Source organism: Acinetobacter sp. 40AMC3-4 (genome assembly GCF_049898185.1).
Taxonomy (GTDB): domain Bacteria; phylum Pseudomonadota; class Gammaproteobacteria; order Pseudomonadales; family Moraxellaceae; genus Acinetobacter.
In genome coordinates this window covers 443,885-469,718 of sequence record NZ_JAFCXG010000001.1, presented here as the reverse complement: position 1 = coordinate 469,718, position 25,834 = coordinate 443,885, and the positions used below count along the sequence as shown (strand labels likewise).

Annotated in this window: 25 protein-coding genes; 13 read left to right on the top strand and 12 right to left on the bottom strand. The window is 42.3% G+C overall.

The window, feature by feature from the left end; all coding sequences use genetic code 11:
• Positions 1 to 10 precede the first annotated feature (10 nt).
• Positions 11 to 607: a phosphatase PAP2 family protein gene (locus ACP7BU_RS02295; RefSeq protein WP_425877969.1), complete on the bottom strand. Its 597-nt coding sequence runs from the start codon at positions 605 to 607 to the stop codon at positions 11 to 13.
• Positions 608 to 771: 164 nt separating this feature from the next.
• The gene (locus tag ACP7BU_RS02290) at positions 772 to 1,476 is read right to left on the bottom strand and encodes an SIMPL domain-containing protein (RefSeq protein ID WP_004646521.1); all 705 of its coding nucleotides are present in this window, start codon (positions 1,474 to 1,476) and stop codon (positions 772 to 774) included.
• Between the two features lie 475 nt (positions 1,477 to 1,951).
• On the opposite strand from ACP7BU_RS02290, the gene ACP7BU_RS02285 reads away from it, so the two are divergent.
• From ACP7BU_RS02285 to ACP7BU_RS02245, 9 genes are all read left to right on the top strand, one after another.
• On the top strand, positions 1,952 to 3,325 hold the full coding sequence (locus ACP7BU_RS02285) for a diaminobutyrate--2-oxoglutarate transaminase (protein ID WP_004646522.1): 1,374 nt from the start codon (positions 1,952 to 1,954) through the stop codon (positions 3,323 to 3,325).
• A gap of 3 nt (positions 3,326 to 3,328) precedes the next feature.
• A complete protein-coding gene (locus ACP7BU_RS02280) occupies positions 3,329 to 4,861 on the top strand; it encodes a pyridoxal phosphate-dependent decarboxylase family protein (RefSeq protein ID WP_425877971.1) in 1,533 nt (510 codons plus the stop codon).
• A gap of 435 nt (positions 4,862 to 5,296) precedes the next feature.
• A complete protein-coding gene (locus tag ACP7BU_RS02275) occupies positions 5,297 to 6,328 on the top strand; it encodes a substrate-binding domain-containing protein (protein WP_004279710.1) in 1,032 nt (343 codons plus the stop codon).
• A 104-nt stretch (positions 6,329 to 6,432) separates the two neighbouring features.
• Positions 6,433 to 7,812 carry a phosphate ABC transporter permease subunit PstC gene (pstC, locus tag ACP7BU_RS02270; RefSeq protein ID WP_005107378.1) on the top strand — a complete coding sequence of 460 codons (1,380 nt, stop codon included), beginning with the start codon at positions 6,433 to 6,435 and terminating at the stop codon, positions 7,810 to 7,812.
• Positions 7,812 to 9,203, top strand: a complete 1,392-nt coding sequence (pstA, locus tag ACP7BU_RS02265) for a phosphate ABC transporter permease PstA (protein WP_425877974.1) — start codon at positions 7,812 to 7,814, stop codon at positions 9,201 to 9,203. Before pstC ends, pstA begins: the two co-directional genes overlap by 1 nt.
• Before the next feature lie 13 nt (positions 9,204 to 9,216).
• Entirely contained in the window at positions 9,217 to 10,128 is a 912-nt protein-coding gene (pstB, locus tag ACP7BU_RS02260) for a phosphate ABC transporter ATP-binding protein PstB (RefSeq protein WP_005246810.1), read from the top strand.
• Positions 10,129 to 10,279: 151 nt separating this feature from the next.
• The gene (gene sohB, locus ACP7BU_RS02255) at positions 10,280 to 11,242 is read left to right on the top strand and encodes a protease SohB (protein ID WP_004279717.1); all 963 of its coding nucleotides are present in this window, start codon (positions 10,280 to 10,282) and stop codon (positions 11,240 to 11,242) included.
• Positions 11,243 to 11,351: 109 nt separating this feature from the next.
• A complete protein-coding gene (locus ACP7BU_RS02250) occupies positions 11,352 to 11,783 on the top strand; it encodes a hypothetical protein (RefSeq protein ID WP_004279718.1) in 432 nt (143 codons plus the stop codon).
• A 57-nt stretch (positions 11,784 to 11,840) separates the two neighbouring features.
• Positions 11,841 to 12,080: a hypothetical protein gene (locus tag ACP7BU_RS02245; protein WP_425877977.1), complete on the top strand. Its 240-nt coding sequence runs from the start codon at positions 11,841 to 11,843 to the stop codon at positions 12,078 to 12,080.
• Between the two features lie 72 nt (positions 12,081 to 12,152).
• Here the strand turns inward: ACP7BU_RS02245 and ACP7BU_RS02240 are convergent, their stop codons facing one another.
• From ACP7BU_RS02240 to ACP7BU_RS02220, 5 genes are all read right to left on the bottom strand, one after another.
• Complete coding sequence (locus tag ACP7BU_RS02240) at positions 12,153 to 12,794, bottom strand: DUF2238 domain-containing protein (protein WP_425877978.1); 642 nt, start codon at positions 12,792 to 12,794, stop codon at positions 12,153 to 12,155.
• An 89-nt stretch (positions 12,795 to 12,883) separates the two neighbouring features.
• Positions 12,884 to 14,272 carry an adenylosuccinate lyase gene (purB, locus tag ACP7BU_RS02235; RefSeq protein WP_425877980.1) on the bottom strand — a complete coding sequence of 463 codons (1,389 nt, stop codon included), beginning with the start codon at positions 14,270 to 14,272 and terminating at the stop codon, positions 12,884 to 12,886.
• Positions 14,273 to 14,326: 54 nt separating this feature from the next.
• Positions 14,327 to 15,058: a high frequency lysogenization protein HflD gene (gene hflD / locus ACP7BU_RS02230; protein WP_005107369.1), complete on the bottom strand. Its 732-nt coding sequence runs from the start codon at positions 15,056 to 15,058 to the stop codon at positions 14,327 to 14,329.
• Positions 15,059 to 15,065: 7 nt separating this feature from the next.
• Positions 15,066 to 16,205 carry a tRNA 2-thiouridine(34) synthase MnmA gene (gene mnmA / locus ACP7BU_RS02225; RefSeq protein ID WP_071851917.1) on the bottom strand — a complete coding sequence of 380 codons (1,140 nt, stop codon included), beginning with the start codon at positions 16,203 to 16,205 and terminating at the stop codon, positions 15,066 to 15,068.
• A gap of 4 nt (positions 16,206 to 16,209) precedes the next feature.
• Positions 16,210 to 16,695 (bottom strand): NUDIX hydrolase, encoded by a 486-nt coding sequence (locus tag ACP7BU_RS02220; protein WP_425877983.1) that lies wholly within the window; start codon positions 16,693 to 16,695, stop codon positions 16,210 to 16,212.
• Between the two features lie 599 nt (positions 16,696 to 17,294).
• Between ACP7BU_RS02220 and ACP7BU_RS02215 the strand changes: the two genes are divergently transcribed.
• A complete protein-coding gene (locus tag ACP7BU_RS02215; RefSeq protein ID WP_314103935.1) occupies positions 17,295 to 19,364 on the top strand; it encodes an acyltransferase family protein in 2,070 nt (689 codons plus the stop codon).
• A 493-nt stretch (positions 19,365 to 19,857) separates the two neighbouring features.
• On the opposite strand, the gene ACP7BU_RS02210 is transcribed toward ACP7BU_RS02215, so the two are convergent.
• The 5 genes from ACP7BU_RS02210 to ACP7BU_RS02190 all read right to left on the bottom strand — a co-directional run bounded on the left by ACP7BU_RS02210 (position 19,858) and on the right by ACP7BU_RS02190 (position 22,937).
• Positions 19,858 to 20,022 (bottom strand): hypothetical protein, encoded by a 165-nt coding sequence (locus tag ACP7BU_RS02210; RefSeq protein WP_247144156.1) that lies wholly within the window; start codon positions 20,020 to 20,022, stop codon positions 19,858 to 19,860.
• 79 nt (positions 20,023 to 20,101) lie between these two features.
• Positions 20,102 to 20,635, bottom strand: a complete 534-nt coding sequence (locus ACP7BU_RS02205; RefSeq protein ID WP_425877985.1) for a gamma carbonic anhydrase family protein — start codon at positions 20,633 to 20,635, stop codon at positions 20,102 to 20,104.
• Between the two features lie 111 nt (positions 20,636 to 20,746).
• Positions 20,747 to 21,895, bottom strand: a complete 1,149-nt coding sequence (gene dacC, locus ACP7BU_RS02200; RefSeq protein WP_004646537.1) for a D-alanyl-D-alanine carboxypeptidase PBP5/6 — start codon at positions 21,893 to 21,895, stop codon at positions 20,747 to 20,749.
• Positions 21,896 to 22,023: 128 nt separating this feature from the next.
• Entirely contained in the window at positions 22,024 to 22,404 is a 381-nt protein-coding gene (locus tag ACP7BU_RS02195) for an MCR_0457 family protein (protein WP_005104587.1), read from the bottom strand.
• A gap of 161 nt (positions 22,405 to 22,565) precedes the next feature.
• Complete coding sequence (locus tag ACP7BU_RS02190) at positions 22,566 to 22,937, bottom strand: MCR_0457 family protein (RefSeq protein ID WP_425877988.1); 372 nt, start codon at positions 22,935 to 22,937, stop codon at positions 22,566 to 22,568.
• Positions 22,938 to 23,048: 111 nt separating this feature from the next.
• Between ACP7BU_RS02190 and surE the strand changes: the two genes are divergently transcribed.
• The 3 genes from surE to ACP7BU_RS02175 all read left to right on the top strand — a co-directional run bounded on the left by surE (position 23,049) and on the right by ACP7BU_RS02175 (position 25,783).
• On the top strand, positions 23,049 to 23,837 hold the full coding sequence (gene surE, locus ACP7BU_RS02185; RefSeq protein ID WP_005246800.1) for a 5'/3'-nucleotidase SurE: 789 nt from the start codon (positions 23,049 to 23,051) through the stop codon (positions 23,835 to 23,837).
• Between the two features lie 94 nt (positions 23,838 to 23,931).
• Positions 23,932 to 24,762: a peptidoglycan DD-metalloendopeptidase family protein gene (locus tag ACP7BU_RS02180; RefSeq protein WP_425877990.1), complete on the top strand. Its 831-nt coding sequence runs from the start codon at positions 23,932 to 23,934 to the stop codon at positions 24,760 to 24,762.
• A gap of 91 nt (positions 24,763 to 24,853) precedes the next feature.
• On the top strand, positions 24,854 to 25,783 hold the full coding sequence (locus tag ACP7BU_RS02175) for a LysR family transcriptional regulator (RefSeq protein ID WP_044112899.1): 930 nt from the start codon (positions 24,854 to 24,856) through the stop codon (positions 25,781 to 25,783).
• The last annotated feature ends 51 nt before the right edge of the window (positions 25,784 to 25,834 follow it).

The following is a 25,834-nucleotide window of genomic DNA, read 5'->3' as shown; positions in this document are numbered from 1 at the left end:
TTAACTAGATTTATTTGATCCAGCCCATTCGAATTAAAGGCGAAAATAACCAATAATGAATACCCAAAATAAAGTTTATGATTTGATTCTCATATTTCCACCACAGCGGCAAGCCAGCTAAATTTACTATTATTGCCATCAGGAATGCACCCAGCATATCAATCGGAAAATGCACACCGACATAAACACGCGACCATGCCACCAGCCAAGCTGTCCAGATTAGAATTCGTCCCAAGTCTCGCTGCGGTGAAAAATAATAGGCGAAGGCAATCCCACTAAAAATACTCATATGGTTGCTGGGAAAAGAACCAGTCGGTGCATGTTCAATCAGAGTGCGACCAACATCCATCACAAACGGGCGTGGGGTATTGAGTACCGCAGACAATACTTCACTCATGAATAATGTAATAGCTGTAAAGATGAAGGCTTTAATAATCCCTGTTTTTACTTCGTAACTACCACGGAACCAGGCAATAGCAAAAATCAGCAAAAAAAGATAAACCAGGTCATGCGCAATCAGGGAGGCATAGTTGATTATCCAGATCGAAGCTTGGTCGGGTACATTTAAGATATGAAACAGGTAAAGATTCAATTGGTCAAGGGACATGAGCAGAGAAGACTGGAATAAATGTCCGTTACTCTAAACCGGTCAAACCTCAATTCCTACCTGAGTTTGTATGAATTTGTAGCCTCGCTTTTTAAAGAATATTCACATGATAAAGAACCACCCAAAAGGGTGGTTCTTAAAAGTGCGAATAATATAATGAAGTCTTATTTAAACTGAATCGCCCCATTCGCGCTGACCGTCATTTGCGATTCGCCCGCCGCAACTTCCTGCTCAGGAACCGCCATATCAGCCGATGCAGATTTCATCATGGCCATACGCGGTACTGGCTGTGGTGAATAGTTATTAGTATTCAGGTTTAAGTTCACCAGTTGATAACTCGGTTTGTTCCAGGTCTGGGTGAGTGCCTGTGCGCGTTGCTGGAAGTTTTTGGTGGCTTCAATCATCAGCTCGCTTTCAACTTTTTTACGCTTTTCGTCAGATACCTTGAAATTAATCGACTGGGTCTGGAAGTGCTGTTGTAATTCAGCAATCAATTGAGATGTCGCTTTAAAATCTTTTGATTCCAGACGAATCTGGGCACGACCACGCCATTCTTTTAATTTGCGGTTGTCATTGTCATAAATAGGGTAAGTACTTTGTGCCCCAGTCTCGATTTTCACAGTAGGATATTTGCGTGCTGTGGCGATCGCCTGATTCATCAGCTGGTTAATTTGAGTGGCCAGTTCAGCTGGTTGTTTGTTGGATTTTTCAATATAAAGCACAGCATGCATTTCATCATTTGAGATTTCACGGCTAGCCTCTGCTGAAAGATTAACAACATTATAATTCAGAGATTCAGCAGGAGCTGCAAATGCGCCTGTGGCGAGGGTGCTGGCAAGGATCAAACTGGTAAGTGCTAAGAGACGCATGAAATTGTCCTGTTTTTCTTAAAATTGGCCATCTAAGCCGTTGTTAAAATATTAAATCTCAATTGTGATCTTTTTACGAAATATTTGTCGTAAGAGTGTTAAATTTTCTTTAATTTTATCTCATTATTTGATTTATATTTATTATTAATAATTAAATACTTAATGAATAATTTTAAGATTGATTACCGGAATGTCGCCTGCGCTACAAAAAAGCATAAAAGAACACGCTTTTCTTTCTGCTGTCACACTGTAAGATGATGATTTAGGGGATGGATTAGCATGATGTTTTTTTTCGATAAAGATTAGGACAAAATGTGACTGAAAGTTGTTTATTTTCCTGAAAAATTCGGTATCATCCGCCTCCTAGTTATTCGAATACAAAACTGCTAGCTAGAACCTTTATAAAGCGCCGAGTCAAAGGACCAAACGTCACCAGACTTATTTCTTTCACCCATATCAGAGATGGTAATTCGATATGAGCGTTACTTCTGTAAACCCTGCCACCAATTCCACAAACGAATACTACTTGACTCGCCAAAGTCAGATGGAATCGAATGTGCGTAGTTATCCACGTAAATTACCGTTAGCGATAGCGAAAGCACAAGGTTGCTGGGTTACCGATGTTGAAGGTACTGAGTACCTTGATTGTTTAGCTGGGGCAGGGACGTTGGCTTTAGGCCATAATCATCCTGCAGTCATTCAAAGTATCCAAGATACGATTGCAAGCGGTTTACCATTGCATACGTTGGATCTTACTACTCCTTTAAAAGATGCTTTTACTGAAGCACTTCTTTCTTATCTTCCAGGTGGTCAAGAAGAATACTGCTTGCAGTTCTGTGGTCCATCGGGTGCAGATGCAACCGAAGCCGCGATTAAACTGGCAAAAACCTTTACTGGTCGTAGCTCAGTGATCAGCTTTTCTGGCGGCTACCACGGTATGACCCACGGTGCATTGGCAATGACAGGTAACCTATCTGCGAAAAATGCAGTGAACGGTTTGATGCCGGGTGTACAGTTCATGCCGTATCCGCATGAATACCGTTGCCCATTGGGTCTTGGTGGTGAAGCCGGTGTTGATGCTTTAACTTATTTCTTTGAAAACTTCATTGAAGATGTCGAAAGTGGTGTGACCAAACCTGCAGCTGTAATTCTTGAAGCGATTCAAGGTGAAGGCGGTGTGGTAACGGCGCCAGTAAAATGGTTGCAAAAAATCCGTGAAGTGACTGAAAAACACAACATCGTATTGATTCTTGATGAAGTTCAGGCTGGTTTTGCACGTTCAGGCAAAATGTTTGCATTCGAACACGCAGGGATTGAACCTGATGTTGTAGTGATGTCTAAAGCCGTAGGTGGTAGCTTACCGCTTGCCGTACTTGGTATTAAACGTAAGTTTGATGCTTGGCAGCCAGCAGGTCATACCGGTACTTTCCGTGGTAACCAATTGGCGATGGGTACAGGTCTTGCAACGATCAATACCATTAAAGAACAGAACCTGGCTCAAAATGCACAAGAGCGTGGTGATTTCCTGCAAGCTGAACTTAAAAAACTGGCTACTGAATTCCCGTGTATCGGTAACGTGCGTGGCCGTGGTCTGATGATCGGCGTTGAAATCGTAGATGAGCGCAAAGATGCGGATCATATGGGTTCTTTACCTGCTGATGGTCAGTTGGCTGCAGCGATCCAAACCGCTTGTTTCAACAATAAATTATTGCTTGAGAAAGGTGGTCGTAACGGTACAGTGATTCGTTTACTTTGCCCGTTGATCATTACTCAAGACGAATGTGTTGAAGTGATTGCTCGTTTCAAAAAATCGGTTGCTGAAGCACTAGTTGCAGTTCGAGGCGCATAATTCATGGTAGATTTCGCAGAACATCGTAAAGCGTTACTCTGCAATGATGCTGCATCCATTGCTGACTATCAGGCTGGCATGGACCAAGCGACCAAAGCGGTTGCGGCATGGTTGCAAAACGACAAAATGTACACTGGCGGCAGCATTAACGAGCTACGCAGTGCGATTGCATTTAATCCTTCAAAAGAAGGTTTGGGTGTAGAAAAATCTCTTGAGCGTATGGTTGGGCTATTCCTCAACAAGAGCTTAAAAGTACATCATCCACATTCACTTGCGCATCTTCACTGTCCAACAATGGTGACCAGTCAGATCGCGGAAGTGCTGATTAACGCAACCAACCAGTCAATGGACTCATGGGATCAAAGCCCGGCCGGTTCGTTGATGGAAGTTCAGCTGATTGACTGGTTACGTCAAAAAGTCGGCTATGGTGCAGGTCAGGCCGGTGTATTCACTTCTGGTGGGACACAGTCTAACTTGATGGGCGTATTGCTGGCGCGTGATGCTTGCATTGCGAAAAACTGGAAAGACGAAAACGGTAATCCGTGGTCGGTTCAGCGCGATGGTATTCCTGCGGATGCGATGCATAATGTCAAAGTCATCTGTTCTGAAAATGCACATTTCTCTGTGCAAAAGAACATGGCGATGATGGGCATGGGCTTCCAGTCAGTGGTCACTGTTCCTGTGAATGAAAATGCACAGATGGACGTAGATGCACTGGAAAAAACCATGGCGCATCTTCAGTCTGAAGGCAAGATCGTGGCATGTGTGGTGGCAACAGCGGGTACAACGGATGCTGGTGCGATTGATCCATTGAAAGCAATTCGTGAAATCACCAATAAATATGGCGCGTGGATGCACATCGATGCGGCATGGGGTGGTGCACTGATTCTATCCAATGACTATCGTTCTATGCTGGACGGGATTGAGCTGTCGGATTCGATCACGCTTGATTTCCATAAGCATTATTTCCAAACCATTTCTTGTGGCGCGTTCCTGCTGAAAGATGAAGCGAATTACCGTTTCATGCATTATGAAGCAGAGTATCTGAACTCCGCTTATGATGAAGAGCATGGCGTTCCTAACCTGGTATCGAAGTCACTACAAACGACGCGTCGTTTTGATGCATTGAAATTGTGGATGACAGTTGAAGCACTGGGCGAAGAGCTTTATGGTTCGATGATCGATCATGGCGTGAAATTAACCCGTGATGTGGCAGACTACATTAAAGCGACTGATGGTCTGGAGCTTCTGCTTGAGCCTCAATTCGCGTCTGTCTTGTTCCGTGTGGTTCCAGCGGGATATCCGGTTGAATTACTCGATACGCTCAATCAAAACGTAGCAGACGAACTGTTTGCGCGTGGTGAAGCGAACATTGGTGTGACGAAAGTCGGTCAGGTTCAGTCTCTGAAAATGACCACTTTAAGCCCGGTTGCAACGCTTGATAACGTGAAGAACTTGCTGGCATTAGTACTTGCAGAAGCGGATCGTATCAAAGATTCAATCGCTGACGGTACTTATACGCCACCCATTGCATAAGTGATGGTGGTGTGAAAAAAAGGAGATCGAAATGATCTCCTTTTTTGTGCGCTTAAAAATAAAAAAAGGTCCTTTCCCAGATCGAAATTCCTCACAAAAACACGGAAGGTCTGAATCCCGTTTGGCCTGTTATTTATTTGTCATAGGCTTATGTAAAACTGGGGAGCAGGATTTATCCTGAGTTCAGGTTTATAAAAATTGTTACATGTCATTGGTCTAAAATTTTTTATTGAAGTGAATGACATAAAGAACTTAATCATTGAAATCCATAAAAATTTAATCAAGAAAAAGCCGCTAGATTAAAAATCACTAAATCGTAATAAAGCTGTAACTTATCTGTCATATTCTAAAATCAAAATGCAGGTATCGAAAGAAGTACAAAACTGAATAAAAAGTGGTGTACTCCAAATTTGCATAAATGAGAGAGATACTAGAATGCGCTTTACAAATATAGCTTTAGCATTAGCAGTAACCGGGGCAACTGCTGTAACGACTGCACACGCAGCACGTGACACCATCCAAATTGCAGGTTCTTCAACTGTACTTCCATATGCCAGTATCGTGGCAGAAGAATTCGGTAATACTTTTCCACAGTTTAAAACACCAGTTGTCGGTTCTGGCGGTTCTTCAGGTGGTTTAAAACAGTTCTGTAATGGCGTGGGTGATAATACGATTGATATCGCAAACTCTTCTCGTCAAATCAAGAGTACAGAGCTGGCAGAATGTAAAAAGAATGGCGTTAACCAAGTCCTAGAAATCAAAATTGGTTATGACGGTATTGTGTTTGCATCGAATGCAAACAAAGCGGCTTATAAACTGCGTCCACAACATGTCTTCGCTGCACTTGCTGCACAACTTCCATCAAATGGAAAAATGGTCGCTAACCCGTACACGCGTTGGAACCAAATTGACAAAGCACTTCCGAATGAACCTATCACCCTGGTAATTCCTGCGTCGAATCATGGTACGCGCGAAGTCTTCCAGGAGAAAATGGTGGATGCAGGTTGTGAAACGTATGCTGCAATTAAGTCTCTAGACAAAGATGCTAAGAAAAAAGCTTGTACAACATTCCGTAAAGATGGCCGTGTGGTTGAGATTGCCGGTGACTATACCGAAACATTGGCACGTTTAAAAACTTCTCCAAGTGCCGTAGGTGTGTTTGGGCTAGGTTTCTATGACCAGAACCGTGACCGTCTACGTGTTGCCACAGTGAACAATGTAGCGCCTTCTGAAAAGACCATCTTGAATGGTGCTTATCCGGTATCACGCCCATTGTTCTTCTACGTAAAAGGCGAGCATTTGAAATCGATCAAAGGCTTACCGCAGTTCACAGAATACTTCCTGAACAAGAAAGTATCTGGCAAAGGCTCTAAGCTGGAAAAAGCAGGTCTGATTTCAATGTCTGATAAAGAACGTGCAGCAGTCCTGGCAAATTTCAAGGCTGGTAAAGCGGTTGTTGTGAAGTAATAAATGATTTTGAAAACGCTGGTGGTAGGGTCAACCTACCATCGGCTTTTTGCGATAAACAAGTTTTTTCAAACCATGAAAATTGAAAAAACAGTGGAGAATACATGAATCTGCTACTTATAGGTGTGTTATTGGCCATCATGGCCATAGCCTATCAAATCGGATTAAGTAAAAGCCGTAGCTTAGCAGGTAAGGGAAGCAATTCTGCAAACTTACACTCGCGTCCCGGATATTATGGTGCCCTGGTTGCACTATGGTGTGGTATCCCTGCGTTTTTAATTTTGATTGTTTGGAATATGGTAGAACCCACTTTTCTGGAGCAGGTGGTACTCAACCATTTGCCAGAAAATGTTTCGGCCAGTCTGGATCCGGCAAGTTTGAGCGTTGTGATTGATCGCGTTCAGGCACTTGCCTCAGGTTTTGGAGTGAGTGATACACCTGCAGCCTATGAAGTCGCAGCCGCAGAGCAATTGGCTAAATTCTCGACCATTGGTACCTTTGCCAAATTGGCAGTCGTGATTTCGGCGGCGCTGGCTGGTCTGGTCTGGGCCAAGAAACATATTAGTCAGGAATTCCGTGCACGTAACCAAGTCGAAAAAATGATTAATATCGGCCTGGCATTGTGTTCAGGTGTGGCGATTCTGACCACTCTCGGGATTGTGATGTCGATGTTTGGCGAGGCGATGCGTTTCTTCAGCTTCGTTAGCCCACTCGATTTCTTCTTTGGTACCCAATGGAACCCAGGGTTTAGCACCTCTGGCAGTGCTGAAGGCAGTTATGGTTTATTGCCACTGCTCTGGGGCACGCTCATGGTCAGCGGGATCGCGCTTCTGGTCGCGGTTCCAGTAGGCCTGATGATTGCGATCTATCTGGCCGAATACGCTTCACCGCGATTCCGCTCTTGGGCAAAACCTACAATTGAAGTGTTGGCGGGTATTCCTACGATTGTCTATGGTGTCTTTGCTTTGATGATCATCGGCCCATTCCTTAAAAGCATGGGTGCTCTGGTCGGACTCGAAATTAATGCCACCAGCGCGCTGACCGCCGGTCTGGTCATGGGCATCATGATTATTCCGTTCGTATCTTCTCTGTCAGATGACATCATCACTCAGGTGCCGCGTGCCTTACGTGATGGCTCTTTGGGTTTGGGTGCCACCAAATCTGAAACGATCCGTCAGGTAGTTTTACCCGCAGCCTTGCCGGGTATTATTGGTGCGTTCCTGTTGGCGGCGTCACGTGCGATTGGTGAGACCATGATCGTGGTTCTTGCAGCCGGGAACAGCCCACAGTTGCATGCCAATCCACTTGAAGCCGTGTCTACGGTCACGATTACCATCGTGAATCAGCTAACTGGCGATACTGACTTTGCTAGTCCACAAGCACTGGTGGCCTTTGCACTAGGACTGACGCTATTCGTCATTACCTTAGGTTTGAACATTGTTGCACTGATCATCGTGCGTAAATATCGTGAGCAATACGACTAATGAGTACTTCAAATACAACGCCTGTGGATCAGCGTATTGATCCATCCATCGCCGCCGAGCTGCGTGAAAAGCGTAAGAAGACCATTCAAAGCTCTTTGGCACGACGTCATCGTAAAGAAAAAACCTTTCGTTTATTTGGTTTCTCTGCGGTACTGGCAGGTCTGTTCTTTGTGGTATTGCTGTTCGGGAGTATTTTATCCAAAGGTTTGCCTGCATTCTGGCAAAGCAGCATGAGTTTGCCGATTCATTTCGATCCAGCCATTGTGGATATTGGTCCAAAACCGAAGCCAGCTGCAGGAGAATCTCCAGCACAGTTTGAAGATCGCTTTATTGCCTGGCAGACCGAAGTGGGAATGGTGGATTGGGATGCGTTGATTATCAACGGCATGATCGCCAAAGATAGCAAGCTGGAAAGCCAGCGTGATGAACTGGGTTCTTTATATACTAGTTCTGAGGCGTACCGTTTGCGCGACATGGTCATGAATGATCCGAGTCTGGTCGGTCAAAGCAAGGAAGTGAAAATTCTGGCTGATGCCAATGTCGATGTCTGGCTAGCGGGAAATATTGACCGTGATCTTCCTGATGAACAGCAGCAGCTCAGTCCTGAAGTACGTCAGGTGGCGGACGAGATGAAAGCCGCTGGTGTGATTGAAAATAGTTTCAATACCAATATTTTCACCAGTCCTGATTCACGCAGCTCACCAGCAACTTCTGGCTTGGCAGGTGCCTTCATGGGCTCACTGTTCATGATGATGATCGTGATCTTTATCTCGATTCCAATCGGGGTGGCCTCTGCGATCTATCTGGAAGAGTTTGCACCAAAAAACTGGATTACTGATGTGGTCGAAGTCAATATCAATAACCTGGCAGCCGTACCATCGATTGTCTTCGGTCTGTTGGGTGCAGCGATCTTCATTGGCTGGATGCATTTGCCACTGTCAGCACCATTGGTGGGTGGTCTGGTGCTGAGTCTGATGACCTTACCGACTGTGATCATCACCACACGCGCATCACTTAAAGCGGTTCCACCTTCGATTCGTCAGGCAGCTTTGGGCCTCGGTGCTTCCCGCATCCAGACAGTATTCCATCACGTCTTGCCTTTGGCTTTACCGGGTATTTTGACAGGCGCAATCATTGGGGTCGCACAGGCTTTGGGTGAAACCGCACCATTGTTATTAATCGGAATGAGTGCTTTTGTTGCCAGCGTTCCAGCCACACCATTTGATCAGTCAACGGCTTTACCGGTGCAGATTTTCTTATGGCAAGGCAATGAATTGCGTAACTTCTTTGAAGGGCGTACTGCAGCAGCAATTATTGTACTTCTGGCCATGATGATCAGCTTAAACAGTCTGGCCATCTGGTTACGTAAGAAATTTGAAGTCCGTTGGTAATAGGGGCAGAATCATGAACACAACTGTTATTCAAAATTCCTTAAAAAAGGATCAAATCGTGAATCCACAACAGACACAATTCACCTCGGATGAGGCAACTCAAAAGCCAGCAACTCCGTTTGTTTCCCAGTTCGATACGCAAAGCAGCAAAAAAGATGCGAAGTCGACGAATGTGAAACTTAGTACTTCTGATGTGCATGTGTACTATGGTGAAGCGGAAGCGATTAAAGGCATTGACCTGAACATTTATGAAAATGAAGTGATTGCTTTTATTGGGCCATCAGGCTGTGGTAAATCGACTTTTCTGCGTACCTTAAACCGCATGAACGATACCATTGATAGCTGCCGTGTAACCGGTAAAGTGATGCTGGACAATCAGGATATTTATGATCCAAACCTGGATGTGGTCTTGCTACGTGCACAGGTTGGTATGGTTTTCCAGAAGCCAAACCCATTTCCGAAATCAATCTTCGATAATGTCTCCTATGGCCCAAAACTGCATGGTTTGGCGCGTGACAAGTACGATCTTGAAGAAATTGTCGAAGGCAGCTTGCGTAAAGCCGGTCTGTGGGAAGAAGTGAAAGATCGTTTGAATCAACCGGGAACAGGTTTGTCAGGTGGTCAGCAGCAACGTCTGTGTATCGCGCGTACGATCGCAGTCAGTCCAGAAGTAATTTTGATGGATGAACCGTGTTCGGCACTCGATCCCATTGCAACCGCCAAAGTGGAAGAGCTGATTTCTGAGCTATCTACGCAATATACCATCGCGATCGTAACTCACTCCATGCAACAGGCAGCACGTGTATCGGATCGTACTGCGTATTTCCATTTGGGTGATCTGATAGAAGTCAACTCGACTGAAAAAGTCTTTACCCAGCCGGATCATCAGTTGACTGAAGCCTATATTACAGGGCGTTTCGGTTAATCCGATCTCTAGAATAAGAGCCGTAAGGCTCTTTTTTTATAGGTGAAATAGATGGTGATAATCGTAATAATTCTCGAAATAAAGTTGAAAAAAACCGAAATTGACCTAATCTAAAGGAATAAATCCGAATTAAATAGAGAATAGATTTTTTATGTTATTTCATACTCCGAAACTGTCCGCTGAAATCCGTATTAGTCATCTCAATGCGCGTATCAATGAACAACGAAAAAAAATAGCGCAAACTACTGGCTCTAAACTGGAACTTTTACAGTTATCGCAACAACTGTCAAAAGAAGCGCGTGCACGTAAGAAAACCAATCAAAAAATCTATGTGCTCGATTTTAAAGGTGATATGGCTGCTTCTGCGGTAGAAGGCTTACGTGAAGAAATCACTCTGATTCTGGCCACAGCCAAAGCAGGTCGTGACCGCGTTGTAGTGCGTCTGGAAAGTCCGGGGGGCATGGTCCATGGTTATGGACTTGCAGCAGCTCAACTGGTACGTTTACGCGAGGCAGGTTTTCATCTGACCATCTGTGTCGATAAAGTAGCCGCTAGTGGCGGTTATATGATGGCGTGTATTGCCAATGAGATTATTTCTGCACCATTCGCGATTGTTGGTTCAATTGGTGTGGTTGCTCAAGTCCCCAACTTTAACCGCCTACTGAAAGACAATAAAATCGACTTTGAACTCTATACCGCTGGACAGTACAAACGTACCGTGACTATGTTTGGTGAAAATACCGAAGAGGGTAAGGCTAAGTTTGAAGAAGAACTACAGCAAACCCATGCTTTATTCAAACATTTCGTTGAGAAGTATCGCCCGCAGCTGAATATTGAAAAAGTGGCCACTGGTGAGCATTGGTATGGTCGGGATGCGCTGGATCTAAATCTGGTGGATAAACTGCAAACCTCAGATGAATACCTGCTCAACTTGTTGACCCAACATGATATCTATTCCATCCAGACCCGCAAGAAACCAACTTTGGGTGAAAAACTCGGCCTGCAAGCAGCGCAAATTGCTGATTCACTGATACCCACTGTCATGAATAACGTTATGGAAAGCTTAAGTAAAGCAAACGCAAATCTGGTGCAAATACGTGATCCAAAACTTTAATCCAATTGATCTTGAATGAATTTTAAAGCTCACTTCGGTGGGCTTTTTTATTTTTTGAAATCATATTGTTGTGATATAAGTGGAGTACTCTGATTGAGTCTAGGCTCATATGCTCACGTTTATTTTGTTGCTTGGGTTTTTTAGTATCGTATTTATTCCGATGTTATGTATGCTTTATTCTGAAGCAAAATTAACTCAGGATAATTCTAAGAAGGTTTTGTTTTGGCTGAGTTTTCTACCCGGCGTTTGTATCTTTCTGCTGTATAGCTTTCTAAAGCCCAATGATCCACCTGTTATTCCATCGAAAGAATGTGGCGTTGTGCAGTTTTATCAGATGCATAAAGTTCGAGGTGGTAACGAATTTGAACGTGTGAGTATTCGCTTTGATGGCGCTCAATATAGTCGGCATTTATTCTTCGATAAGCATCTGGATAAAATCCCTCAAGGCCAAAAGGCCTGCTTTGAATATCTAGATAAGTTCAAATATCCACATTTGTCAGAATCTAAGTTTGTTCAATGGATTGAACCGAATGAAATGTAAACCATCACTGAAACTAATCAGATAAAATAAAGCATATTTTATTGTTAGAGCAGAAACATGGCTATAGCTGAAGCATTTCTTGCGACGCAAAATTGTTATTTTAATTATGAATTTGAAGAACTTTATTTAGAGGATGATTTTCCTGAGGAGTTATCTGTGTCACTGCGTGGCATAATGCTCCGTCATGAGATTCAATATCCTGATGCAACCTATTTCATTTATTACAGTGAGATGTTGACGGGGAATGAACTGCAAAAAATGAAGGATGATTGGATGCGATATTGCCCACATTCATAATTGAAGATATGAATGTAATTAAATGCGTGATCCAAAACTTTAATTCAGCTATTAGATTGTGATTTTAAAAGCTCACTTCGATGAGCTTTTTTGATTTTTCGGTATCAATTGCAGCCCGCCTATTATCGCCGCGCCAATCGTAGCAAGCAAGATGTCTTTGTGCGCATCCCACATATCACCTTGTTGTCCATTATAGTTTTCAGCTTCTTCAGGAGATAAACCAATCGCAATCAGCCATTCCAGCCACTCATAGATCATACTGCTGGCCACCACAAACTGAATCACCAGCAGGAAAATGACCACGGGTTTTTGCTGTGGTAACCAGACCTGAAACAGGCGATGGAAAATTGGATAAAGTAATAATCCGTAGGCCAGATGGACAAATCGGTCGAACATATTGCGTGACCAGTGCATCACTTCATTCAGATTAAAGCCAAAAATCTGCTCGATCCATTGGTTATAAGGCACATAAGAATACAGATAGTGCGCAGCAATCACATGAACAATCAAAAAAAGAATATATAAATTAAAACTTAAAAAATTCAGGCCGATTTTATACAGGCAGATGAGCAGCATGATGATCATGAAAACTGTGCCTGCCTGATGCAAGAGATAAGCTTCCAGTTCTAAAGGACGAATACTGGCAAGCAAAATCGCCAGAATTAAAATGCCCAAGCTCAGATAATGTTTGGCGGAAAGTCGATGATCAATCATGTCGTTATTATGAAATATCTTTTTTAAAATAAAACACATTATAAATAAAAAGGCGAAGCCTGAGCTTCGCCTTTTCGTCTTATTGCAAATTAGATTTTTTTAATCAGCTCAGCCACTTGTTTGGCCTGGTCAGCAGCATTACCTGTATATGATGCAGGGGTCATTTCCGCTAAACGCGCACGGTCAGCAGCAGGAACAGCTTCTAACTCGTTACCGTTTACGAAATCTACCATCATGTCGCGAGTCATGGCTTGACCACGAGTCAGGGCTTTTAATTTTTCGTACGGTTTTTCAACGTTGTAACGACGCATTACAGTTTGAATAGGCTCAGCCAATACTTCTTGCGCATTGTCTAAATCTTCATTGATACGCGCAGCATTCAACTCAAGTTTACCAATACCTTTAGAGCAAGCTTCAAAAGCAATTAAGCTTTGCGCAAAACCAACACCCATGTTACGAAGCACAGTAGAGTCAGTCAGGTCACGCTGCCAACGAGAAATTGGCAGTTTTTCACCAAGGTGTGCAAGTACAGCATTTGCAATACCCAAGTTACCTTCAGAGTTTTCAAAGTCGATCGGGTTAACTTTGTGCGGCATGGTTGAAGAACCAACTTCGCCTTCTTTCAGTTTTTGCTTGAAGAAACCAAGAGAGATATAGCCCCAAACATCACGGTTAAAATCGATCAGAATAGTGTTGAAACGACGCAGCGCATCAAACAATTCAGCCATATAATCGTGTGGCTCGATTTGAGTGGTGTACGGGTTGAAGTCTAGACCCAGAGACTCTACAAATGCTCGTGAATGCGCAGGCCAGTTGATGTCTGGGTAAGCAGAGTAGTGCGCATTGTAGTTACCGACTGCACCATTGATTTTGCCCAGTAGCTCAACATTTTTAAACTGTTTGATTTGACGTGCAAGACGGTAAGCCACGTTTGCCATTTCTTTACCCAAAGTCGTCGGGCTTGCAGTTTGACCATGAGTACGAGACAACATTGGCTGGTCTGCATGCTTTTCAGAAAGCGCAACGATTGAATCAATGATTTGCTGCATAGATGCAACTAGTACATCACGACCGCTTTTCAGCATCAAGGCATGTGACAGATTGTTAATATCTTCAGACGTACATGCAAAGTGAATGAATTCACCGGCATTTTTAAGTTCTTCGATACCAGCGATTTTTTCTTTCAGGAAATACTCAACCGCTTTAACGTCGTGGTTAGTGGTGCGTTCGATCTCTTTGATGCGATTGGCATCATCTTCAGAAAAATCGCTCACAATCGCATCAAGCGCTGCATTAGTTTCGCCTGAAAACGCCGGTACTTCAGTAATTTCCGGGTGGTTTGCAAGCGCTTGTAACCAACGCACTTCAACAGTCACACGAGCATGGATTAAACCAAACTCAGAAAGAAAGGGACGTAGAGCATCACATTTGCTCGCGTAACGTCCATCTAATGGAGAAAGTGCAGTTAAAGCGTTCATATCGATTCCTTAGATTTTGGAATTAAACGTAAAACAAAACACGTGCAGCATCAGTTAAACCACCTGAAACTGTAAACGCGCTAGATTCTGAATATCTTGTAGCAACTTGCGTTTGCCAAATACCATACCCCAAGAGCTGCCACCGAGCTGACGCCACAGATGCGCCATTTGCAAACCGGTAAATAAGGACGCACGAATGCGGTTGGTGTGTCCGGCATCTTTAAAGGCTTCGGCATTGCCACGTACCATAATACGCGGATTAATCTGTCCGGCCGTATCGACATAGGTTTGAGCAAGGTTGGCAATGATGCTGGGGTGCAGGTAATTATTATCGAAGAAGGAGAGCTGTCTGAGAATTTTCTGTTGAGACTGTTCAATAATTTCAACAAATTTGGGGTTGCTATAGACCTTCTTTTCTAACTGAAGAAGTGCCATCGCATAGCTCATGGGAAGTTTAGTGCTGGAAAGTTTTGGAATTCTGGATTTGGGTGAAGTATTGAAGGGTTGAATAATGCTGCTTTCTAATGTTTTTAAACCTAAGGAAATATCGGCCAGCTGATTAAAAAAGTCGAGTGTCTGGGCATTCTGATTGCTGCCGGGACGGATATTAAGACTGGCTCTAATCAACTGTTCAAAATAAAAGTTACCACTTTCACCAATACTTTGCTGCCCCGTCAATGCAGTCATATGGGTTAGCTGGGTGGCCTGAAACACACCCGCTAATGCCAAAGCACGATTTTGACGAGTATTCAACGTTGTGGCTGGTTGAAATGGTAACTCCGTCATGCCGAATTCATCCTTTTATAAAATCAGGTTTAGGTGCATTGGTATGATGAATCACACCACCTCCTAAACAAACTTCACCTGAATAGAACACCACGCTTTGACCTGGGGTCACTGCACGTTGAGGTTCATCAAACTCAACACGAACACCATTCGGTGATTCTGAATCTTGATACACAGTACATGCTTGATCAGTCTGACGGTAACGGGTTTTGGCTGTACAGCGGAAACCTGTTTCAGGAATATCTTGCTCACCTGCCACCCAGTCAATCGCCTCACTCCAAAGTATGGTGCTTTGCATCAGTGGGTGTTCATGGCCTTGGCCGACCACCAGACGATTGCCTTCGATATCTTTATGCAATACGAACCAGGCGCCTTCAGCGACGCCTTTCATACCGCCAATACCAATACCACCGCGTTGACCGAGCGTATAGTACATTAAGCCGTGATGATCACCAACCTCTTTACCGTCTTCCAGTACGATTTTTCCGGGTTGAGCAGGTAAATATTGCTTCAAGAAGTCATTAAATCGACGTTCACCAATGAAACAGATGCCAGTCGAGTCTTTTTTCTTGGCCGTGACCAGATCTAATTCTTCTGCAATTTTACGGACTTGTGGCTTTTCAATTTCACCAACAGGGAACAGGGTCTTGTTAATTTCACGACCATGAACCGCATGCAGGAAATAGGTCTGGTCTTTGTTATTGTCTACACCACGCAGTAGCGGTGCATATTCTTCACCACGTGAATTGGTCATGGTTTCACCACGACGGCAATAATGACCTGTTGCAATAAAGTCTGCACCTAGGTTAATCGCGTGATCTAAGAAGGCACGGAATTTAATTTCTTTATTACATAAAATGTCTGGGTTTGGCGTACGGCCAGCCGCATATTCCGCCAGGAAATGCTCGAATACGCGATCCCAATATTCCATGGCAAAGTTCGCAGTATGCAGCTTAATTCCGATTTTGTCGCAAACGGCCTGAGCATCGGCAAGGTCATCCATCGCCGTGCAATATTCTGTGCCGTCATCTTCTTCCCAGTTTTTCATGAAAAGACCTTCAACCTGATAACCTTGTTGAAGTAAAAGGGCAGCAGAAACAGATGAATCTACACCACCTGACATACCGACGATGACACGTTGTTGCATAGGATTAGGCATCCAAATTTGAAATTAAGGGAGAATTTTGGTGCTCGTAAATGAGCGATAAAGGGTATTTTTGACCTGAAAGTGCATCTTGTACGGCTTTAATCACTAATGGACTACGTGCACGAGCAGATTCAATCAGTTCATCGAGCGTCATCCAGACCGCGCCGACAATATCTGTATCTAAAGTGGCATTGGGGTCATAGTCAATGGATTTGGCTAAAAAGCAGAAACGAAAATATGTCCGATCCGGGAACATCGGTGGGGTATAAGTATAAATACCTAGCAGTGATTCAATACTCACTGTATGTCCGGTTTCTTCCATGGTTTCGCGAATGGCAGCTTCAATAATAGTTTCGCCACATTCGATATGACCCGCAGGCTGATTAAATACCGTGTGTGTCACACCTTCTGTATGTTCTTCTACAAACAGTAATTTTCCGTCTTTTTCAACGACAGTTGCGACAGTGACATGAGCAGTCCAAGCAGTCATAAAGCAGCACCATGGAAAAGGATGCACTATTGTATAAAATTTTAGGGTGTGTGGCTATGTTGAGAGCAGGTTTCTTTAAGCGACTTAATGCATTAATGAATAATCAACCAATGATAATCATGGTATTTGGGGTTAATGAATTACAGAGAAAATAAATGCTGAAGTGATCATTTTAGAACTGGGAAAACGCACATAAAAATAGTATAGCGGGGCTGTTAATATTTTTTCAGGACTTGGAGAAATGCTGATGGGGATCAGAAGCTTGATTTCCAAAACAATTATTTAAAGTAATGAGGACTATAACTGAAAGTTGATATATCAGATAGTTATACCCTTTATAGCACGACGAAAAAGCCTAAATTAGCTAGATAAGTGATGATGTTGGTCTTAAAAGTATTCTGAATGATGCCTACAAATATTTTTATAGAGTTATGTGTCTAGCCTATTGACTTCAAACAAGACAAGTTTGAAGATAAGAAGGTTGAGTAAATATCAATCAATTTTTAAAAAAGAAGAAAAATAACCGAATATAATTAAAAAGTTAAGAGATATTATAAACCTTCTAGTATTGTCTAATTTTTTAACTGCATTCTGATTTAATGCAAAGTTTTCTTCATCATGCATCAAAAAATAAACTTATAAACCCAACATTAAAAAAATATTTTGAGCAGGTTGACATGATGACACCGCCAAATTCAAATATTGGTTTTCGATTAGATATCAATGGACTGCGTGCCTATGCGGTATTAATGGTCTTGTTTTTTCACTTCAAAGTTCCAGGGTTTAATGCAGGCTTTTTGGGTGTAGATATATTTTTTGTCATTTCAGGATTCCTGATGACAGCAATCATTTGCAGCAGTCTTGAAAAAAACAGCTTCAAATTATTTGATTTTTATATGGCACGGATAAGACGGATTTTTCCTGCCCTGATGATACTTATTATTATTTTGCTGGTTTTAGGGTGGTTTTGGTTACCCTTACCTGACTATATGTTTTTGGGTACGCAATCGAGTAGTGCTCTGTCTTTTAACTCTAATCTTTATTACTGGCGTACTTCTAATTACTTTGATGGCACTGCTCATGAAAAGTGGTTATTACATACATGGACATTGGGTATTGAGTTTCAATTTTATCTATTATTACCTATTTACTTGTTACTACTGACAAAAATTAAATCGGAACGCCGTACCTTATTATACGGATTATGTTTTGCATTTCTGGGATCTCTCCTTTTAAGCATCGCGATATCTCATTCGAAACCCGTAGCTTCCTTTTATTTATTGCCTGTTCGAGGCTGGGAGTTCGTTGCTGGTGGGTTGGTTTATTTAGCTGCGAAAGAATTTCCACAATTACAAAGATTTGCCAAGGTGTACTTTGTAGCGGGATGTTTTTTATTGTTATTGGCCATGTTGATCATTCATAAGGGGTTAGTTTGGCCTTCTGCTTGGGCGGCGTTACCAGTACTGGGTACAGTACTGGTTATATTGTCACAACAGGAAGACTCCATGTTAACCACGCACCCTGTTGCACAATGGTTGGGAGATCGTTCATATTCGATTTACTTGTGGCATTGGCCGGTTGTGGTTGGCTTGTATTTTGGTAGTGTGCAAGATGATTTAAACTGGATACTATTTGGTTTGGTGCTTAGTCTGATACTGGGGCATCTTTCCTATTTACTGGTTGAAATACCCTCACGCCAATTTTTAACGAAATTTCGTCTTTCCAGACAAGCTCTAGTCATCTTTAGTTTTGGTTTGCTTGCGAGTTTATCTGCAATCGCGATCAGTGCCAAACTACTTCCATTTGAAGAAATTCGATTACCTAAAATTGTAGAGATTGCTGCTGCAGAAACATGGGATATAGATCCTAGGCGTGAAGAGTGTAATGCCTCTCATGACAAAATAGGGTCGCCGAGTTGTGTGTACGGAAAAGAAAAAATTTTAGCAATTTTAATGGGGGATAGTCATGCATCAGCAATAGCAAGTTCTTTGGGTACAGCAGCCTCTCACTTTAACTCAGGTGTGATTTCCTGGTTTATGGATAGCTGTCCTACACTGGATGGCATTCGATATATAGATCATAAAGAGTACAGTGCGGATTCATGTGATCTTCTAAATCAATGGGCAAATGAAGAATTAAAAAAATATCCTAATATTCCGCTAGTTTTGGTCAGTCGTACTTCAGAGTATGTAAAAGGTGTGAATGAGCCTGACCAATCGGAACGGTCTAAACTAGCACCAGTCTACTTCAGTAAAAAATATCTTTATAATGAGGATAGGCAGTTTATAAAGGAATTTTCCCAAGTTTTAGTTGATACAGCATGTCGTTTGGCAAAAGACCGACCGGTTTATTTAATGCGACCAATACCAGAGTTCGGAATAGATATTCCCAAGACCATTTCGCATAAGCTGGTTATACATGGTGCTGTGGAAGATATGAAGCTTTCACTTTCTGAATATCATAAACGGCATAAAATTGTTTGGGATGCTCAGGATGAAGCAGCTCAGCGCTGTGGAGTGAAAATCTTGAATCCTCTGCCTTATTTATGTGATACAGAATATTGTTATGGTTCAAAAAATGCTCGTCCTTTGTATTATGATGATGACCATTTGAGTGAATATGGCAATAAATTTTTAGTCCCTATGTTTGAACAAGTATTTAGATATTAAGTTGAGATGTTACTTGGAGAGAGGATTTATTCCATTTTTGAAATTTCCCGGAATTTATCCTGTAAAAAGCATGAAAAGACTCTAATACTGGCCTTATATTAAAAGAAGCTAGTAAATTAATAATTTTTTAAATGTTTATATTAACTCAATTATCACAGACATAAATGTAGGAACAAATAGCCTCAACATATTACGTATTGATCCATTTGATTTTTTTAAATTCGTCATATTAAATAATATAGGCAGTAAACACTTTAGAAATATTTTTTATCATGTTCATGTCTGATAAGTAGAATTAAAATATGCCTCTCTTTAAAAATTATTCAAAAAGAAACGTTCTTGATTGTAAATAATTTGCTTCGACATCTAATTCCAAAATAGTATCGCTTGAAATAATAGTCTTACACATCACTTCACCTGCTTTTTTATACTTTAAATATTCTTCTGAATTGAGGTGGTTAAAGTCGGCATTTTCTCAATGTGTTTTGTTTGGTCATTGAGCATAACCAATATAATCACCAGTCTTTTCTTCTTTATGCAGGCGAGAGCCGAGAGAACCTAAAACCAGATAAATGCCCTCCATATGAGTTTTCCATGCCTGAATGAAAGCTTCCTTTGTCGCTGGTTTAATTTTGAAACGGTAAACCGCAATAAACATTTTAATCCTTCGAGTTATGCTTGTTTTAAAGCAAGAATTAAACCAAAGGATTAAAATAAAGAGATCTGTTTATTTTGATTTACCCAAGATAATTTCGAGAGACTTTCACATAATTCTGCGCAGAATAAGACAAGAATGCCATTTCTTTTTCAGTGAGCGGACGTGCTTTTTTTGCCGGGCTACCAACATAGAGCCAGCCACTTTCCAAAACTTTACCCGGTGGAACTAGCGTACCTGCACCAATCATCACATCATTCAGAATGATGACATCATCCAGAATAATGCTGTTAATCCCAATTAGTACACGATTACCAATCGTACAACCATGCAATGTCACATGATGGCCAATCGTGACATCTTCACCAATGATCAAAGGCGAACCATTCGGTTTATCGGCTTTTTTATGACTGACATGCAACATGGCATGATCCTGAACATTCGAATTTTTACCAATCCGGATTGAATTAACATCACCACGAATCACGGCAAAAGGCCAGACAGAAACATTTTCAGCCAAGACCACATCGCCGACCACGATTCCCATCGGATCGATATAACACGATTTATCAATTTCTGGAGTCGTGTCTAAATAAGAACGAATGTTTTGGCTCATGGTGATCTGCTCATTAAAAGTTTAAGGATCATGTACATAGTATAAAATAAAAAGCACCCATCTGAATGAGTGCTTTGGTCTTAGTCCGGGACTAAAACAGTTTATTTAAACTTAGAACAAGTTTGAGAAGAACTGTTTAATGTGGTCGAGCATACGTGCGAAGAAACCAGCTTCTTCAACCGCGTTTAAAGCCACCAATGGTTTTTCTGAAATTACTTTACCATCCAGAGTCGCTACGTATTTACCTACGACCTGACCAGGCTGTAAAGGTGCAGTCAGTTTAGGTTGAACCACCAGCTGGGTTTTAATCGCATTAGCCTGACCTTTTGGCATGGTCACGTTAAAGTTTTCCGCAAGACCGATCTGAACCTCATCTTCCTTACCAAACCAAACTTTGGCTTTGGCAAGTACCTGTTTGGCAGGTTGAACATTTTTGGTTTCGAAGTTTGCATAACCCCAAGCCAACAATTCACGTGTTTGTGTCGCACGTTCCTGCATGGTTGGTGCACCAAAAATCACTGAAATCAAACGTGTAGGTCCACGTTTTGAAGAGGTGGTCAAACAATAACCAGCTTCATCAGTATGGCCAGTTTTTAAACCATCTACACTCGGGTCAGTATATAGCAGGGCATTACGGTTACCTTGTTTGATGCCATTAAAGGTAAATTCTTTTTCCGCATAAATCGGATAATACTTAGAACTGTCTTTAATGATGTGTTGTGCCAGCGTTGCCATATCTTTGGCAGTTGAATAATGACCTTCAGCCGGCATACCGGTTGAATTGATAAAGCTGGTATTGGTCATGCCAATACGTTTAGCTTCTTGGTTCATCATATGTGCAAAGGTACCCTCGTTCCCTGCAATATGTTCAGCCATGGCTTTCGATGCATCATTCCCTGATTGAATAATAATCCCGCGAAGCATTTCAAGTGCAGTTGCCGTACCATTTAAAGGTACATACATACATGATTCCGCGCTACTGCCGCGACACCATGCTGACTCGTTCATGCGCACTTGTTCATCTTCAGTGAGTTCACCGCTCAATAGTTTTTGTTCGATGATGTAACTGGTCATCATCTTGGTCATTGAAGCAGGGGCTAATTTTTCATTTTCATTTTTTGAAGCGAGAAGTTGCCCTGTCTCGTAGTCCATTAGCACGTAGGATTTATTATTCAATTCTGGTGGTGCAGATAGGACAGTTGCTGCAAAGCTAAAACTAGGAACTAATAATAATGCAGCAAGGGCAGTTTTTTGGGTCATTTCTAGTGGGTTCCTATATCTTGATGTAAGCACGAAGAGCCTAGCATTTTAGGACAAAGCTAGGCTGACTTCTATGGGAAACCCGGTCTTATTTCAAAAGTATTGTAAGTTATCGGCAGAAAAGCAGCTTAATTGTTATAGGTGGTTAATTCATTACAAATCACCTGATTTTTTTTCTTGCCGGCTTTCTTGGCATCCGATTGTGCTTCGGCCAGAATATTGCGGAAATCGTTCTGTTTAGCCATCTGGTTTAAGCTTTCAACCGGATTACGCTGGCCCGGCATATACTCAGTCACCAGCTTGGTATAACCCTGATTAAACTGTGACTTGTCTTTGACCATGCTTGGACAGATTTCTGAAAGAACATAAATGGCTGCCAGTTCCTGTTTGGTCACTTGCTGAGTTGGGGTAACATTAATGTTTTCATCGGCTGCAAATGCAGAAGTTCCCAAAAGAGTGGCGGCAGAAATTGCGCAGAATGTTAAAGCTTGGAATATTGGATTTTTCATTGAAAACTCAAAAAATGGATTTAGAACAATAATTTGCCTAGCTTAAACTTATTTTTGAAATTGAAAAGTGGGAAAATGTAGCGAAGCTGTAGAATTATGAATAAATCTGTAAGAGAAAATAAGACGATGTTTACACCGTCTTATTTGAAAATTTAGCTGGCTTAGCCTTGGTAGTTCAGCATTTCTTCACAGACAGTTTCCTGCTCGTCTGAGCTGGTTTGCTTTGCACCCTGACGTGCTTCTTCAAGTAAAGATTTATATTCACTGTCTGCCTGTAGCTTTTGATAGCTCATGCCTTTATCTGAGTAGTCTGCAAGATAAGACTGGATCAATTGTTCAACGGTGCTGTTAAATTTTGGATTTTGACCAATGATTGCCGGGCAAACTTCAGCCATAACCTGTGCTGATGCAATATCTTCTTTTACAATGGTATTGTTTTCTTCAACAGTCAGATCGTTTGCCATGACTGAAGGGGAAATAAATGCTGCCAAGCTTAAAGTGAGAGCGCTAAATAAAGAGAATTTTTTAATCATCTTGAGCCACATATTATAAAGATGGATGTCGAGCAATAAATATATATAATTCCTGCACTAATACAATGAAATGTCCTAGTCAGTCATTTTTTAGCGTAACGAGATTTTTTAGTGAATATTTTAGTTTCAAATGATGATGGGGTGTTTGCACCCGGTATTCAGGCTTTGGCGCAAGCGCTAAAGCCTTTGGGGCGAGTGGTGATTGTGGCACCGGAAAGTGAACGCAGTGGCTTTTCTAGTGCCTTAACTTTGGACCGCCCTTTACGCCCAATCCAGATTTCTCCTGATGTCTGGGCGGTTAATGGGACGCCGGCAGATTGCGTTTACTTGGCTATGAACGGGCTATTTGATTTTGAATTTGACCTGGTGGTTAGCGGGATAAATAGCGGCGCAAATCTGGGAGATGATATCTTGTATTCCGGTACAGTCGGGGCGGCCTTTGAAGGTCGTTTAACTAAACATCCTGCGATTGCCGTATCACTGAGTGGGCCGAATGTACGTGGCTATCAGCAGCCTCAGGATTATCAGTTGGCCGCCGAATGGGTGCATGATTTTATTGCTCGTGGTTTGCCTATTCTGCCTGAGCGACATATTTTTAATATCAATATTCCAGATGTAACTGAATTGCAGGGTGAAAAAGTGACATATCAAAGTCGCCGCCGTCAGTCTAAACCGGTGACGAGTCATATAGATCCGCGTGGTCGTCAGGTATTCTGGATTGGACTCTCAGGAGAAGCAGTCGCAGACCCTAAGCCAGGATTTAACGAAATTGATTCGGACTTCTCTGCGGTCGCCAATGGCTATGTCAGTATTACCCCGATTCAGATGGATGCTACCAATTATGAGAGTCTGCGGAATTTACAAACACAATTGGCAGAAAATGCGTCCTTAGTGTTATAACTTTGTGAAAAACTCGCGATTGCAAGTATATTGCCGTAAAACTTTGCTAATCTTAACGGAATTTTGCAACCGTATAGCATTAGAGAGGAAGATAATGTTCTTGGTGTTACCGAAATGTGTCGTAGCTTCGCCTGCAACCCTGATTAAAACCCTCGTTTTATCGACCGTTGTTATTTCTACAGGAGTAATTACCGGTTGTGCCACCAAACCCCAGGTGAATAATGCAACGCGTTATGCAACAGCTCCTGATTTCTATACGGTGCGTTCAGGAGATACATTGAGTGGGATTGCAGCACGTTATGGACTGAACTATATCAGTGTTGCAGAGATGAATGACATCAGTGCACCTTACCGGATTTATGTCGGACAATCGATCCGCCTGAAAAGCAATACTGCGCGCCGTAGCACCAGTACTCAGGCTATGACTCAGGCAGCGCCAATCCAGCGTCAAACAATTGCAGTGCCTACACCGGCACCGGTTACGCCAGCAACGACAGTACAAACCACACCACGTGTCAGTACATCTGCACCGGTAACGCCAGTATCTACGGCAGCAGGTTTACGTTGGGTAAAACCATCGAATGGCGCGATTCTTCAGCAATACAATTTAGCTTCTAATATCAAGGGCACCCGCTATAGTGGCAATGTCGGCGATCCGGTATTTGCCGCAGCAGACGGGCAGGTGGTGTATGCCGCTGATGGTCTGAAAGAATATGGCAATCTGGTGTTGGTAAAGCATATCAATGGCTATATCACGGCTTATGCACATAACAGTAAATTGAACGTAAAAAGTGGCCAAAATGTAACGGCTGGTCAAAAAATTGCAGAAATGGGGTCGACTGGTACAACCCGCACCATGCTTGAGTTTCAGGTGCGTTTAGACGGCAAACCTATTAATCCTACTGCAGTTTTACCAAACAATTAAATAAATAATGCAAAGTGTAAATTTCGCCGTATAATACAATAAGTTGCTTTTATCAAATGATGGAGCACCTCATAAGTTTAGAGGGAAATTTATGTTAGATCAACTTCGAGCAATGGGTGTCTTTGCTTGCGTTGTGGAAAAAAACTCGTTCAGCGGTGCTGCCCGTGAATTAGGGATTACGACCAGCGCCGTCAGTCAACAAATTCGCTCATTAGAACACGATATGGAAGTCGTACTTCTAAACCGTTCTACGAGAAAATTAAGTCTGACCGAAGCGGGACAAGCTTTTTTCCATAGCTGTCAAGAAATGTTATCTGCTGCTGAACGCGGTAAAGTCCGGATCAATGAGTTACGTGATGATCTTGTGGGTGAGCTGCGTATCGTTTCTTTGCCAGAATTATGCGCGAATCATGTGATTCCTGCACTTTCTCATTGGATGGCTGCACATCGTGGCTTGGCAGTACATTTAGAAACAAACAATCATGAGGTTGATTTGTTGGATGGGCGGGTTGATATCGCCCTAAGATTTGAACAGAAAAATGATGAGCATAATCTTCAGGTTGTGCCATTGATGCAGATTGAGCAAATTCTGGTGGCGACACCGAGTTATATTAATCAAAGCACCATTATTTCGAGACCTGATGATCTTAAAAATCATGAGGTCTTACCTTTAACGCATCTTAAAAACCATCAGTATTATCATTTTCAACATGTGAATACTGCAGAAAAAGCCGAGTTTGAACTGAAATCCCGTTTCAGTACCAATAACGGTTTGGTTGCAAAATCGATGTGCTTGCAGGGCAATGGGATTGCCAAGGTTTTATATCTTGATGCTAAAAAGGATTTGCTTAACGGTACTTTAGTTGAAGTTCTGCCTGAATGGAGACTGCCACCGATTACACTGTATGCGGTTATTCCGAAACGTGAACAACAACCGACAAAAATTCTTCGTTGTCTTGATACCTTGAAACAATATTTTAGCCAGATCTCTGGCGGACGTATGTTACAAAACGCATCATAGAATGCAGAATAATAAAAAAGCCGCTTTAGAGCGACTTTTTTAATTTTTAGG